Annotated in this window: 13 protein-coding genes; 11 read left to right on the top strand and 2 right to left on the bottom strand. The window is 34.5% G+C overall.

Features of this window, described 5'->3' with window-relative positions; translation table 11 throughout:
- Window positions 1-141: 141 nt before the first annotated feature.
- Complete coding sequence (locus tag H8909_RS13650) at window positions 142-1,833, bottom strand: ammonium transporter (protein ID WP_187012832.1); 1,692 nt, start codon at window positions 1,831-1,833, stop codon at window positions 142-144.
- Between the two features lie 341 nt (window positions 1,834-2,174).
- Between H8909_RS13650 and H8909_RS10720 the strand changes: the two genes are divergently transcribed.
- The 11 genes from H8909_RS10720 to H8909_RS10670 all read left to right on the top strand — a co-directional run bounded on the left by H8909_RS10720 (window position 2,175) and on the right by H8909_RS10670 (window position 13,842).
- The gene (locus H8909_RS10720; RefSeq protein WP_187012831.1) at window positions 2,175-2,339 is read left to right on the top strand and encodes a hypothetical protein; all 165 of its coding nucleotides are present in this window, start codon (window positions 2,175-2,177) and stop codon (window positions 2,337-2,339) included.
- Window positions 2,336-2,476, top strand: a complete 141-nt coding sequence (locus H8909_RS10715) for a phosphoheptose isomerase family protein (protein ID WP_187012830.1) — start codon at window positions 2,336-2,338, stop codon at window positions 2,474-2,476. The genes H8909_RS10720 and H8909_RS10715 overlap by 4 nt, the downstream gene beginning before the upstream one ends.
- 9 nt (window positions 2,477-2,485) lie before the next feature.
- A complete protein-coding gene (locus H8909_RS10710) occupies window positions 2,486-2,725 on the top strand; it encodes a MurR/RpiR family transcriptional regulator (protein WP_187012829.1) in 240 nt (79 codons plus the stop codon).
- Between the two features lie 9 nt (window positions 2,726-2,734).
- A complete protein-coding gene (locus H8909_RS10705; protein WP_187012828.1) occupies window positions 2,735-3,922 on the top strand; it encodes a M20 metallopeptidase family protein in 1,188 nt (395 codons plus the stop codon).
- 70 nt (window positions 3,923-3,992) lie between these two features.
- Window positions 3,993-5,966, top strand: a complete 1,974-nt coding sequence (gene tkt, locus H8909_RS10700) for a transketolase (protein ID WP_117458620.1) — start codon at window positions 3,993-3,995, stop codon at window positions 5,964-5,966.
- Window positions 5,967-6,014: 48 nt separating this feature from the next.
- Window positions 6,015-6,869 (top strand): EamA family transporter, encoded by an 855-nt coding sequence (locus H8909_RS10695; RefSeq protein WP_187012827.1) that lies wholly within the window; start codon window positions 6,015-6,017, stop codon window positions 6,867-6,869.
- A gap of 85 nt (window positions 6,870-6,954) precedes the next feature.
- Window positions 6,955-7,182, top strand: a complete 228-nt coding sequence (locus tag H8909_RS10690) for a DUF6110 family protein (protein WP_117458622.1) — start codon at window positions 6,955-6,957, stop codon at window positions 7,180-7,182.
- A gap of 36 nt (window positions 7,183-7,218) precedes the next feature.
- On the top strand, window positions 7,219-9,330 hold the full coding sequence (locus tag H8909_RS10685; RefSeq protein ID WP_187012826.1) for a heavy metal translocating P-type ATPase: 2,112 nt from the start codon (window positions 7,219-7,221) through the stop codon (window positions 9,328-9,330).
- A 1,506-nt stretch (window positions 9,331-10,836) separates the two neighbouring features.
- Entirely contained in the window at window positions 10,837-11,229 is a 393-nt protein-coding gene (locus tag H8909_RS10680; protein ID WP_187012825.1) for a MerR family transcriptional regulator, read from the top strand.
- Between the two features lie 13 nt (window positions 11,230-11,242).
- Entirely contained in the window at window positions 11,243-12,373 is a 1,131-nt protein-coding gene (locus H8909_RS10675) for a hypothetical protein (RefSeq protein ID WP_187012824.1), read from the top strand.
- A gap of 5 nt (window positions 12,374-12,378) precedes the next feature.
- Window positions 12,379-13,842, top strand: coding sequence for a hypothetical protein (locus H8909_RS10670; RefSeq protein ID WP_238928273.1), 1,464 nt, complete (start codon window positions 12,379-12,381; stop codon window positions 13,840-13,842).
- A 104-nt stretch (window positions 13,843-13,946) separates the two neighbouring features.
- On the opposite strand, the gene H8909_RS10665 is transcribed toward H8909_RS10670, so the two are convergent.
- Window positions 13,947-14,381, bottom strand: coding sequence for a hypothetical protein (locus H8909_RS10665; protein WP_187012823.1), 435 nt, complete (start codon window positions 14,379-14,381; stop codon window positions 13,947-13,949).
- Between the last annotated feature and the right edge of the window lie 161 nt (window positions 14,382-14,542).

Genomic DNA, 14,542 nt, shown 5'->3' with positions numbered 1-14,542 from the left:
ATGCGCTTTTTTTTGAGGTAGAAATCCAAACACAAATGAAACCTCATATTATTCTACGAAACTAAAAAAAGCATCAACTTTTTGGATGTTTAAATCCTTAAGTTGATGCCATTGGGCTCGACTAATCGAGTCTCATTTTTATTAGTCTTCATAGCTTAAGGCTTCAGGACCTTGTTCACCAGAAGAGATTCTTACGACATTCTCTACATTATAGATAAAGATCTTACCATCACCCATCTGACCAGTGTATAGAACACTTCTTGCTGCATCTACAACTGTCTGTACAGGAATACTAGATACAACAATCTCAGCCTTTACCTTAGGCAATAACTGGATATCAACCTTAGCGCCTCTATAATAAGCAGTCTGTCCTTTTTGAACACCACAGCCTGATACTCTTGTCACTGTCATACCAGCAACGCCAATATCGTTCATAGCAACTTTTAAAGCATCCATCTTTTCTGCTTTCGCAATAATAACAATCTTACTGATCTTACCTTCCCCATTGACTGCAACAGTAGGAACAGCTTCTGTAATACTTAATTCAGGAGCAGAAACAGTTGCAGCAGTAGCACCAGTATAAGTTTCTGTTTCTAATGCGAAACCTGCATAAGCACTTTCTAAACCATGTTCAAGCTTATCAAGACCAGTAATTTCTTCTTCTTCAGTAACTCTAAGACCAACAGTATGCTTAATAACTACGAATGTAATAGTCATTAATACAGCAGTCCAAACACCAATACATAATAAGCCAAGTAACTGAGTACCTAATAACTTAAAGCCTCCTCCGTAGAATAAACCCTGAGCTTTAGGCATTGTATCAGTACCGCAGGCAAATAATCCAACACAGATAGTACCAAGTAGACCATTACCAAAATGAACAGCGACAGCCCCAACTGGATCATCAATATGTAATTTATAATCTAATAACCAAGTAAAGAAACAAACAGTAAATCCTGATAAAATACCAATAATACAAGCACCCATTACATTAACTGCATCACATCCAGCAGTGATTGCAACTAAACCTGCGAGTGAACCGTTTAAGCTCATAGCTACATCAGGTTTACCATATTTTAACCAAGTAAAGATCATTACAGTACATGTTGCAAGTGCTGGTGCAACAGTAGTAGTTGCGAAGATAGTTGCTAACTGTGTACCATTTTTAGCAGCAGCACCGTTAAATCCATACCAGCCAAACCAAAGAATAAATACACCTAAAGCACCAATAGTTAAACTATGACCAGGAATACCATTTGGGCTTCCATCTTTATTAAACTTACCAATACGAGGACCAAGAAGTTTAGCCCCAATTAAAGCAGTTAAACCACCAACGAAGTGAATAACTGCACTACCAGCAAAATCATGGAATCCCATTGCTGTTAACCAGCCATCAGGTCCCCAAACCCAATGAGCTTCAATAGGATAAACAATTAAAGAAATAACGAATGAATAAATACAATAACTTAAGAACTTAGTTCTTTCTGCCATTGCTCCAGATACGATCGTTGCTGCAGTTGCACAGAATACTAAGTTGAATACGAAACTAGACCAATCAGTTGATGCAAAGTTAGTTAATGGACCATTTCCAAAACCAACCCATCCAATAAATCCGTTAGCTACATCACTCCCACATAAGAAGCTATAACCTACAATAAGAAAAGCAACAGTTCCTAAACAGAAATCCATCAAGTTCTTCATGATGATATTTCCGGCGTTCTTAGCACGGGTGAACCCTGCCTCAACCATTGCGAAGCCTGCCTGCATAAAGAATACAAACGCGGCACCAATTAAATACCATATACCAAAAACTTCAGTTAAAACCTTTGCCATAAGCACTCCCCCTTTATCATGTTTATGTTTTCTTTTTACCTTTCTGGTATGACTGCATTATACGAATAGAAAATAGTCAAGTCAATAAGAAATTATCAACATAACGTTAATTTATCATACACATATATCGGAATAAACGAAAAAATAGACCATATATTCATGATAAAATGAATTATCAAAAGATAATAAAAAATATTATAAAGTGATAAAAAATTATTAAATAATGTATAATTTTTATATTATGTCATAAAAAATGCGATAAAAAAGAAAATCATGGTATACTTTTTTTTAAGGGTAATTATAAAAGAGGGGAAAGTTTTTTATTCCATCCAGAAGAAGATATGGCTGCACTTATGAATAAAGCACATCATTCTCAGGTTGTGACTATTGATAAAACATATCATCTTCTTAGTGCTTTTACACTAGAAGATGTTGTGAAAGCTTTAGAACAAGCGAAACATGTTTATATATTTTTGTCTGTGATGATTTTAGACATAAACTTATGAGGATAGGGAAGTCTTCTAGTGATTGTCCTGATATTCATTTACAGATGAGTTTTGTATCTGTTATGACACAAGAAGATTTAGCTATCTTTGTTTCATATTGTGGAGAAACAAAAGGTATAGTCACTGCTGCTAAATAGGCAAAGGAAATGAACATCCCATCTGTCGCAATTACACAATCTGCTTATAATAAGCCTGGTAAGTTAGTAGATCATGTATTAACTATTCCTTCACAGGAACAGCCATTACGTATCGGAGCGATGAGTTCTCGTTATTTTTCACTTATTGTTGTTGATCTTCTTTACTATGGATTAGTGAAACGTAATAAAGAAGAATATGCACAAAAGATTATTAATACAAGACGTATTATTCAAGAAATGGAAAAGTAGGTGTAAGTTATGGAAAAGATAGAAAAATGGATATCAAACAACAAGGATATCGAACAGGAATTAATACGACTGAGAAGACATTTTCATGAACATCCAGAAGTAGGTCATCCTCTTCCTCAGACACAGGAATATATAGTGAAACTGCTTGAAATGTATGGTTATGAGAATATTATTGTGAATCCCGGAGGAAGTATTGAAGTACTTGTAGGACCTCATGATAAGAAGATACTTTTACTTAGAAGTGATATGGATGCATTACCTTTAGTAGAACATACAAACTTACCTTTTAAATCTATTAATGGATCTATGCATGCCTGTGGACATGATATGCATGCCTCTATGATGTTGATGTGTGCCAAACTATTAAAAAAGAATGAAAAGAAACTCAAAGGGCAGATCAAGATTGTTTTCCAACCTCATGAAGAAGGACTAGTGGGTTGTAAGATGATGATTGAAGATGGGGTATTAAAGTATCCTCGTGTTGATGCTGCAGTAGGGTTACATGTTATGCCTGCCACAGAAGATAAGACAGGAACTATACGTACAATCCGTAAAGCGATGACAACAGCGTCTACAATCTTTGAAATCAATATTACAGGTAAGAGTTCACATGGTTCTATGCCAGAAAAAGGTATTGACGCACTGCGTGTGGCTGTTCATATATATCAGCAATTACAGGAAATCATTCCTAAAGAAATCAGTATGAGTCATGATGATGTACTTACAATTGGTATTATGAATGCAGGTAAAGCCCATAACATTATTCCAGAAAAAGCCTATATGAAATGTTCACTAAGAAGTTATCGTCCAGATGATCAGGAATATATTATGGGAAGAGTCAATGAATTAGTTCAAAGTATTGCCTCTATGTATCATGCCCAGGCAGGGATCACAATCTTACAGCAGGCACCAAGTGTCTATAATGATCCTGCATTACTTAAATCTATTATGGATGAAGAAAAAGATGTATTTGGTGGTTATATCAAGAAGTTAGAACTTCCTCTTACTATCTCAGAAGACTTTGGCCATATTACTGCCAATGTACCTTCACTCTTTGTGACTCTTGCTGCAGGATGTAAACAGGATGGTTATATTTATGGTCTTCATAACAAAGCCACTATCTTTGATGAAGGTTGCCTAATGTATGGCCTGTATTTCTTATATAATGCTGCAATGAATTGGAATGTGAAGTACTAAATATCTTGCATTTACAAAAAGAGAACAGGTATAATATTTAACAATGATGAATGGGAGAAAATAAACGAAAATGAACAAGATTGATCAAAAAACAGTATATACGATTAAAGCACTTTGTGCAGATATGATTCAGAAAGCAAATTCAGGACATCCAGGACTTCCTTTAGGGGCTGCTGGATTCACTCATGTATTATGGTCACAGGTATTAAACCATAGTGCAAAGCATCCTGAATGGATTAACAGAGACCGTTTTATTTTATCAGCAGGACATGGTTCAAGCATGCTTTATAGCTTATTACATCTATATGGTTATGGCTTAACTATGGATGATTTAAAGCAGTTTAGACAGTTAGGTTCACTTACACCAGGACATCCAGAATATGGACATACAGTAGGTGTAGATGCCACTACAGGTCCACTAGGACAGGGCTTAGGCATGGCTGTTGGTATGGCAATGGGTCAGGCTCATTTAGCCACTGTATTTAATAAACCAGGTTATGATCTATTTGATCATTATGTTTATGCATTAGCTGGTGATGGATGTATGATGGAAGGAATCTCTTCAGAAGCATTATCACTCGCTGGTACACTTAAGTTAGAAAAGCTCATCATCTTATATGATTCAAACAACATTTCTATCGAAGGTAACACAAACATCACATTTACAGAAAATGTATCAGACAGAGTAAAGGCATTTGGTTTTGAAACATTGACTGTAGAAGATGGAGATAACTTAGATGAAGTACTTGCTGCATTAGAAAAAGCAAAAACTATTAAAGGTAAACCTAAGTTCATTGAAATCAAGACTACAATCGGTAAAGATAGTCCAAATGAAGGTTCAGAAAGCACTCATGGTGCACCATTAGGTGCTGATAACATCAAAGCACTTAAAGAAAAACTTGGTCTTCCACAGGAAGAATTCTATGTACCAGAAGACGTATATGACTATCTAGCTTCTACACAAAAACGTGTAGATGATTTATATGATGCATGGACTTCTATGCAGGATAAATATTTTGAAGAATATCCAGAAATGAAGATTGTATGGGAACAGTATTTTAACCCTGACTTTGCAAGAATCTTTAAGGATAACCCATTATTCTGGGCTAATAAACATCACAATATTGCAACACGTGCTGCAAGTGGTGAAACAATGAACCTTATTAAGAACTTTGCCCCTAACTTCATTGGTGGTTCAGCTGACTTAGGACCTTCTAATAAGACAGTTTTAAATGGTGAAGGTGAATTCAGTGCAGACAACTATGGTGGACGTAATATTCACTTTGGTGTAAGAGAACAGGCTATGGCTGCAGTAGGTAATGGGTTAATGTTGTATGGTGGATTAAAAGCATATGTGGCTACATTCTTTGTATTTAGTGACTATGTAAAACCTATGGCTCGTTTATCTTCATTAATGAAGCTTCCACTTACTTATGTATTTACTCATGACAGTATTGGTGTAGGGGAAGATGGACCAACACATGAACCAGTAGAACAGTTGACTATGCTTCGTGCAATGCCTAACATGTATGTATTTAGACCATGTGATGAATTTGAAACAAAAGCAGGCTGGTATGTCGCAATGAGCTCAAAAGAAACACCTACATCTCTCATCCTTTCTAGACAGGACTTACCTAAGATGGTAGGAAGTAACAGAGGTGCCTTAAGAGGTGGTTATATCATTGATGACTGTATGAGTAAGCCAGATATCATCATCATTGCATCAGGCTCAGAAGTAGACTTAGCAGTTAAAGCCAAAGAACAATTAAAAGACTCTAACTTAAATATCAGAATCGTTTCTATGCCTTGTCAGGAATTATTCAGAGAACAGTCTGAAGAATACAAGGAATCTATTTTACCATCATGTGTAGAAAATAGAATTGTTGTAGAAGCAGGAAGCCGTTTATCTTGGGGTGAATTTGTAGGACTCAAGGGCAAATATGTCACTATGGATACATTTGGTGCTTCAGGTAAGCCAGCAGACTTATTCAAGGAATTCCATTTAACTGTAGAAGATGTAATCAAAGCTATCAAAGAATTCTAAACAAATTTGTTTTAGCCTCCTATAATAGTATTATAAGGAGGCTTTTTTATGTGGATTCTTTTTGCATTAGGTTCTGCCTTTTTTGCAGGACTTACAGCAGTTCTCGCAAAATGTGGTATTGAACATACAAACTCTCACTTAGCGACTGCATTACGTACAATTGTGGTACTTGTCTTCTCATGGATTATGGTAGGAATAGTTGGATCATTCTCTTCTATTAGTACAATCACGCATAAGACATTCCTATTCTTAATTCTTTCTGGAATATCTACTGGAGCGAGCTGGTTATGTTACTTTAAGGCATTACAGCTAGGTAATATCAATAAAGTTACGGCTGTAGATAAGACAAGTGTCGTATTGACTATTATTCTTTCTTTTCTCTTCTTTAAAGAAAGCGTCACAGTCTATAAAATCATAGGTATAATCATTCTTACAACAGGTACATATTTAATGGTAGAAAAAAAGGAAGATAATAAACAGACAAATAATGCCTGGTTACTTTATGCCGTGCTTTCAGTTATTTTTGCAAGTTTGACGACTATACTTGGTAAGATAGGAATCACAAATATTGAAAGTAATCTAGGTACAGCCATTCGTACAAGTGTTGTACTTATTATGAGCTGGATTGTGGTCCTTGTGACACATAGTCAAATGAATATGAAAAGTATTCCTAAGAAAGAATATCTCTTTATTGTGTTGTCAGGATTTGCAACAGGAGGTTCATGGCTATGCTTCTATCATGCCCTGCAAAGTGGACCAGCAAGTTTAGTCACTCCTATAGATAAGCTTAGTATTCTTTTTACTGTATTATTCTCTTATCTTATTTTTCATGAGAAACTCTCTAAGAAATCATTACTTGGATTAATACTAATAGTATCTGGTACCTTGGTTATGCTTCTCTAACAAACTCTAACATTTTTGTTCACAAACCTTCTCTATAGTGTTATTATAATTTTGTTAGTTAGGACTAACAGAGGAGGAAAAGAATATGAAAGACTTATTTAAAAACAAATTATTATGGTCATTTGTAGGTGGTGTAGCCGCTACAGTGGCAGGTAGTAAGTTCGTAAAGAGCGATTGCGCAAGAAATGCAGCTGTAAAATCAGTTGCTACTGGTATGCAGTTAAAGGATCAGGCACTTGCATCATATGATACAATTGTAGAAGACGCAAAAGATATCTATGCTGAAGCTAAAAGCAAGAAAGAAGCAAAATAGGAAATAGTCATTTCCTATTTTTTAGGTGATAAGAGAATGTTAGAGTATCAGATTGTACATGACATACCAGGACGTATGAGAATACGTTATGGACGTTATCGCTTTTCTAGAAATAAGGCACTGGCCTTACACTTCGCATTATGTAAATGGGATATGGTTGAATCAGCTGATGTCAATGAAAGAACAGGTTCTATTTTGTTCACTTATAGTGTTGATCAAAGAGATGCTTTGATTGACAAAATCAACTCTTTAGATATCCCTCACTTTGATGACACACTCTATGAAAAACTCATTAAAGAAAACAAATATCTTATAGATCACCGTGATATCAACGATCAATACATTGGAAAATTTACTGGTATTATTGTTAGAAGATATGCCTCTAAATGGTTTCTGCCATTACCAATAAGAAACATATTAACCATTTATCATACCATCCAGTATGTAAAAGAAGGACTTGATTCTCTTGTACATAAACGCATTGATGTACCAGTGCTTGATGCCACTAGTATTTCTGTTTCTTTATTATCAGGACAATGGAATACAGCACGTAATATCATGTTCCTATTGAATATCTCTTCATTACTTGAAGACTATACAAAGAAAACAACATCATTACAGCTTAAAGAAACATTGTCTGTTAATATTGATAAAGTATGGGTATTAGAAGAAGGAAAAGAAAAACAGATTCCTACAACTCATTTACAGAAAGAAGATATTGTCGTTGTACAGACAGGTTCTATGGTACCAGTAGATGGTGAAGTGATGAATGGTGAAGCCATGATCAATGAATCAAGCTTTACTGGTGAACCTTTAAGTAAGATGGTTAAACAAGGAAGTTCTGTCTTTGCAGGGACTGTTGTAGAAGAAGGAAAGATTTATATCAAGGTAAGAAATCTACAATTAGAAAGTCGTATTAATAAGATTGTAGATATGATTGATACAAACGAATCACTTAAAGCTGGTATCCAATCTGGTGCTGAACATCTTGCAGATGCGATTGTACCTTATAGCTTTGTAGCTTTCTTTGGATTACTTCTTGCCACAAGAAGTTTGACACGTGCATCTTCTGTATTGCTTGTAGATTATTCATGTGCTATCAAACTTTCTACATCTATTTCTATAATTAGTGCAATGCAGGAAGCAGGTCGTCATTCTGTTATGGTTAAGGGTGGTAAATACCTAGAAGCAATGGATCAGGCAGATACAATTGTCTTTGATAAAACAGGGACCCTTACAAATGCTCAGCCATTTGTCCAGAAAGTGACACCATTAGGAAACTATACACGTGAAGAAGTATTACGTATTGCAGCTTGTTTAGAAGAACACTTCCCACATAGTGTAGCAAATGCGATAGTAAAACAGGCATCACTCGAACAATTACATCATGAAGAAGAACATGCTGAAGTGAAGTATATTATTGCGCATGGTATTGCGACTATTTATCGTGATCAACGCGCTGTCATTGGTAGTGATCATTTTGTATTTGAAGATGAACATATTGCTAAAACAGAAGAAATAGAAACACTTATTAATAATCTTCAAAGTGAAGGAGCAAGCTCTTTAATATTCTTAGCGATAGGTGGAGAACTTGCAGGTATTATTTCTATTTATGATCCACTTAAACCAGAAGCAAAAGAAACAATCATGAATCTAAGAAGCAGTGGTTTTAAGAATATCATTATGTTGACAGGTGATAGTGAGAATGCAGCTAAGCATATTGCAGAAGAACTCAATATTGATGGCTATTTAGCTGGTGTATTACCAGAAGACAAAGCTAATTATGTCAAGAAACTTAAAGATGAAGGACATACCGTTGTTATGGTAGGAGATGGTGTTAATGATACCCCAGCCTTATCTTGTGCAGATGTATCTATTTCCTTACAGGATAGTTCAGATATTGCGAGAGAACTTGCAGATGTTACATTAACATCTTCTTCACTAGAAGAAATTGTCGTATTTAAACAGTTATCTGCACTATTAATGAGACGTATTAAGCGTAACTATACAAGAATAGTTACTTTAAATACTGGTTTAATCTTATTAGGTATGTTTGGTATATTACCAGCAAGTACAACATCACTTATTCATAATGGTTCTACATTTATCTTTGCGATATCATCTTCTACATCATTATTAGAAAATTGATGTATAGCCCCTTTTTGGGGCTTTTTAATTTCCTAGGAAAACTACAAATGTCAACTTAAGTTTACATGATAGTTGGTGGAGGAAACTGCCTTTTCGCACTACACTTGTGGAGGCACTATTCATAGAACTTTAATACGTCGTGAGCAAGAATTCCACCACTTCTAAAATAGGGGAATTGCGGTAAATGGCGTTTGTTTTGTCTTTATCATCAGCTTAAAATGTGCATTAAACATTGTAATAAGATGATAGATGATGTGATTTCAAATCGTCTCAGGGAGATGTTTGAGAATCTATCTTAAGACATATAGGTTAGGGATTAGTCGAATATAACGCTTGTAGACACCATTTAGTCTTAACGGTAGTGTAAGGTTACTAGCCAGGCAGTGGTGGTTGAAGCAAGAATTCCTAATTTCTAAGTGAAGCGTAAGTCGGGGTAGTTCGCAATGATATTGTTGCATATCCATTTTTTTGACAAAGCTGCAAAGTGTTGTCAACCTTGCATAAATTGGTCTTATAAGTTGTTTGGATATAGAAATTTCTTGCTCAAATAGTAAAAATGAGATTGTGACACCACTGGTGTCACAATTCAAAAAGTGGACGATAAGCCAATGGTCATTCACACCAAGAAGAAAGCCAAGATTTATGAGATGTATCTGATGGTGACGGATAAGCAGATGTGATCGTAAAAACTGCCAATCCAGTATGTGCAAGTAGCACGGACTTAGCAACAATATGATAGGGAAGCTGTAGATTTACTTGAATGTATACAAGAAAAGAGCCTGTCTAATAATAGACAGGCCAGACAAAAAGGAAAATATATTATGAAAAAAACATTCTATAAGTATACTAATAAATTCCTGGTATCAATGCAAATGAATACAAAAAAACAAATAAAAAACTTTAATTAAAACCCCTTATAAATATTATATTATAAATAATAAAAAAGCCTTGCGGGAGTTGCATCCCAATAGGCTTTTTTATTTAAGGAGTGAACTTAATGTTTATTAAGTTCCTCTATGATTATTGTAGAAAACTCTATTACTAAAATCAATAAAATTCAAAAAACTAGAAAAAATTATAGATTATCCTTTAATCTTAATGTGTGTAGGCTTATTTCTAGTTCATCATTCTTTAGAATATGTGCTTTTTTGATTGATTCTAAGTTCGCACAGTCTTTCCAATTACCCACAATATCGAAATACAGTAGGTAATACACCATATTCTTCTCATATTTCTTGATCATGTTTAATATTAATAGACTTAACGATTGAATAGGATACATCAGGATATTCTTTACTTCATAGATCTTACTATAAGTGAAACAGTTCTTTCTTGATATAAATTTTATAGATTAACTCCAATAGAATTAACGGTTTGATGGGTATATTACCCATCTTTTTAAATACGCGAAATTTACATCTTCTCTAATGGAAAGGAGATTTGTAGTGTGGGTATTGCTATCACGTTTACGTGATAGCGTATCCTCAAGTTACGAGGATGTGAAAAGTGTTTAAAAAGATTGAAGAAGTGAGTAAGTTATCAGGAGTCAGTAAGCGTACATTACAATATTATGATGATGAAGGTATATTACCTGTTAAGCGCTCAAAGAATAATTATAGACTTTATGATGATGAAACAATGGAAAGACTATGGGAAATATTATGGTATAAGGAAATGGGTTTTGATTTAAAGGAAATCAAACTAATTTTAGAAGGAATGAAGCAGGAAACTGTAATAAAAGAGAAGGTAAATAAAATCAATAATACGATAAGAGTATTAGAGGAACAAAAGAAAGTGATAGAATATATACAGAGATATTCTATTCCAGCAAAGATTGAAGAGAATAATAAGACTTATAAAGATCAAATTAAACAAATAAGAAAAGAACAAGGTATGTAGGAGGGAAGAACTTATGAAATTCAATGAAATAATAGATGATGTCAAAGATAGTATCAATGATACTAAATTGAAAGTAGTTAAAGCAGTTGATGATGCAGAGTTAGATAAGCGTGCTAAGGAATTTGGAAATTCTGCAGGAGATAAATTAAAAAGTATTGATATACAGAAAATGGGCACTGAAATATTTGATACAGTTTCTCAGGGTGCAAAAGATGGTGCTTCATTTGTATCACAAGGACTTAAAGATGGTGGAGATATGATTAATAAAGGGGCTGAGTCTTTTAAGAAATCTGTAGCAGATTTTAAAGAACAGAAAGAAGTCAGTCTTGATGATCAATTACATGATGCAGTGAATAAGTATAATGCGGAATATGCTGAGTTTGAAGGCTATGGTTCAGCTATATTAATACAAAGAGAACGTTCAGTAGATGTGTTGAATAATGTAGAAATATTGATAAATAGTATTGCAAATCATCCTAAGAGTTTTGATGTAGATCTTCAGGATATTCAGTTAGATAAGAAGAAGTTTAAAGATGTATGTGATTATGCTGTAGATGAATTAACTGCAGCAAAGAAATCAGCATTAAGTGCAGGAGCAGGATTATCATGTGGTGTTGCCGTTGCAAGCTTAGCACCTAGTGCAGCGATGTGGGTTGCTACGACATTTGGTACAGCATCTACAGGAACAGCCATATCTGCATTATCAGGTGCTGCAGCAACAAGCGCACAATTAGCTTGGCTTGGAGGAGGTGCTCTAGCAGCTGGTGGTGGAGGCATGGCTGCAGGAAATGCAATCTTAGCTCTTGCAGGACCTGTTGGATGGTCTATTAGTGGTGCTACATTACTTGCATCAGTGGTGTTATTTGCTAACAAAAAGATGAAGTTAAGCAAAGAGAAAAAAGAAGAGATTGAAGCAGTTTTACGTAATGTAGAAACTATTAAAGAGATTAATTATACAGTTAAACAATTACATGATAAGACAGCAAAGTTAAGAGAAATGTTGAATACTCAATATGGTCAGTGTATGCCTTGTTATGGAAAGAATTTCTTAGAACTATCTGAAGACCAACAAATGTTGTTGGGAACTCTTGTGAATAATGCAAAGTCACTTGCTGCAACACTTAGTGAAAATGTAGGGGTGTAGTGGAAATGATGGATAAGACTAAAAATATTAAAAGTGGACAGGAACAAGCTGTTGCTTCTTGGATTAACTATTTAAATCAAGAACGCTTGGATCAGTTAACTAAGGCATTGAATAAAGAACAGTTAAATCTAAATGAAGCCATGGCTACTATAAATGAAACATTAAATAAAATTAGTGTAGATATAGTTAATAATGGAAAAGGTCGTGGTGGTGTAAAGGGAATGCATGGGTTTATTGCGGAAGTTTCAGAATGTGGTATTGGTAATGCACGAGAACAGATAGTTGGTAAAGCACCTATTTATACTTGGATCAATGATGATGGCCCTGCAGACTTACAAAGAGGTAATATTCTAATTCAACAGAAATTTGCGAGTTCAGGGAATCATTTATCACTATGTGCTATTCGTCAACATTTACATATGTACCCCTATTTCCTTGATGAAGATGGAGTGTATGTCATTCCGAAAGATCATTATGATAAAATAAAATGGTTGCTGTCTATTCCAGAAGAAAAGGCTAATAAGATGCCTACTTCTACAGGTGAGTTTTCATTAAAACAGTGGAAAGAAGTGCATAAGTTTTTTGAAGAAGGGGATATTCCTCTTGAAAAAGTAGAACCATCTAAATTGAGATATGATGAGGTTCAGAAGGATACTTATGAAGAGACTTTTTCAAAAGAAGTTGATAGCTTAAAGAAAACAAATAAGGAAAGAGTAGCTCATGCAAAAGAGGAAGCTGCACCTAAATTATCTGAAGGCGTAAAAGCAACAGTTGTTTCTGCAGGAATTGAAGGAGCTTCATCACTATGCTTAGAAATCAATAAAAAGAGAAAAGAAGGAAAGAAACTTGAAGATTTCAATGGTGATGATTGGAAAGATATTGCAGGAGCAACAGGAAAAGGTACTTTAAAGGGTGGTATTAGAGGTGCATCAATTTATACACTTTCTAACTATAGTGCAACACCTGCAGCAGTAGCGAGTGCTATAGTAACAGCATCCTTTGGAGTGGCAGATCAAGTTTATCAATTAAAACAAGGACAAATAGACGAACAAACATTTATAGAAAATTCTGAAATGTTGTGCTTGGATGCATCAATAAGTGCATTATCTTCATTTGCAGGACAAGTGCTTATTCCTGTACCAGTTATAGGTGCAGTTATTGGTAATACAGTAGGAACTATGATGTATCAGATTGCGAAAGATAACTTCTCATCTTATGAACAGAAGATATTTGAAGAGTATAGAAAATCAATATGTCTTGTAGATAAAGAACTCAATGAACAGTATCAAGAGTTTGTAGATGAAATGGGTAAAGATATGCAGATATTTATGGAATTACTTGATAAAGCATTTGCGCCAGATATATCTCTTGCGTTTGAAGGATCTATTGAGTTAGCTAAATCATGTGGTGTTCCAACTGATGAAATATTAGATAGTAAAGATAAAGTAGCTGCATACTTTCTAGATTAAGAGAAATGGAGTAAAGGACCTGGAATGATTTCCAGGTCCTTTACTTAATGGTTGGATAATGTTTTATTCTAGAAGTTACAATTTGTGAAACAACTGCTTTTAAACTAATAGATAACAGAGTCTAAATTCAATAGAATTAAATGCTTTTCATTAATGATTTTACTAATAGTAGCAAGAATAGTGTCACCAATTTCAAAGTTACCAGTAACAAGCCCTGGAATACCATGGATATCAGCAATAGCACCACGATGTGTAGTCTTTACTATTTTAACCTTAACACTGTCAAATTTATTTAGATCTTGCACTCTATTTTCGAATGTTTGATCATTCATGTGTTTAACAGTCAGATACATATCACCTTTACGTTCACCGAGTTCTGTGGCTTCAAATTCGTCACCAATTTTCACTTTTTCAGTGATAGGAAGCATTAAGTCATTAATTTCTTCTGAATGAAGATATCCATAGCTATTATGACCATCCAAATCAATGTAATTACAAACAGCAAAATTATCATCAAAATCAATTACTTTAACTTTCATAAAAGTATCCTCCTTTATTCTTCACCTATAACCTATCAATTGTTTCGTATTATAGAACTAGAAGTTATTCAAGTAATAATTCTAGTTTTTTATTTTATCTAGAAGTGATATCATATCACTGAAGAGAAGTTAATCATTATAACTTGAGACATCCGTAAGGT

This window comes from Catenibacterium faecis (assembly GCF_014306455.1).
GTDB lineage: Bacteria > Bacillota_I > Bacilli_A > Erysipelotrichales > Coprobacillaceae > Catenibacterium > Catenibacterium mitsuoka_A.
Note: the sequence above shows the minus strand (reverse complement) of the source record. Positions and strands in the feature narration are given on the sequence as shown.

Bases quoted from the DNA above. Each gene is read 5' to 3' on its own strand.
- H8909_RS10690 (WP_117458622.1), top strand. From the start codon at position 6,955: ATGAAAGACTTATTTAAAAACAAATTATTATGGTCATTTGTAGGTGGT.
- H8909_RS13650 (WP_187012832.1), bottom strand. From the start codon at position 1,833: ATGGCAAAGGTTTTAACTGAAGTTTTTGGTATATGGTATTTAATTGGT.
- H8909_RS10685 (WP_187012826.1), top strand. From the start codon at position 7,219: ATGTTAGAGTATCAGATTGTACATGACATACCAGGACGTATGAGAATA.
- H8909_RS10715 (WP_187012830.1), top strand. From the start codon at position 2,336: ATGAGGATAGGGAAGTCTTCTAGTGATTGTCCTGATATTCATTTACAG.
- tkt (WP_117458620.1), top strand. From the start codon at position 3,993: ATGAACAAGATTGATCAAAAAACAGTATATACGATTAAAGCACTTTGT.
- H8909_RS10695 (WP_187012827.1), top strand. From the start codon at position 6,015: ATGTGGATTCTTTTTGCATTAGGTTCTGCCTTTTTTGCAGGACTTACA.
- H8909_RS10675 (WP_187012824.1), top strand. From the start codon at position 11,243: ATGAAATTCAATGAAATAATAGATGATGTCAAAGATAGTATCAATGAT.
- H8909_RS10720 (WP_187012831.1), top strand. From the start codon at position 2,175: ATGGCTGCACTTATGAATAAAGCACATCATTCTCAGGTTGTGACTATT.
- H8909_RS10665 (WP_187012823.1), bottom strand. From the start codon at position 14,381: ATGAAAGTTAAAGTAATTGATTTTGATGATAATTTTGCTGTTTGTAAT.
- H8909_RS10705 (WP_187012828.1), top strand. From the start codon at position 2,735: ATGGAAAAGATAGAAAAATGGATATCAAACAACAAGGATATCGAACAG.
- H8909_RS10670 (WP_238928273.1), top strand. From the start codon at position 12,379: ATGATGGATAAGACTAAAAATATTAAAAGTGGACAGGAACAAGCTGTT.
- H8909_RS10710 (WP_187012829.1), top strand. From the start codon at position 2,486: ATGAACATCCCATCTGTCGCAATTACACAATCTGCTTATAATAAGCCT.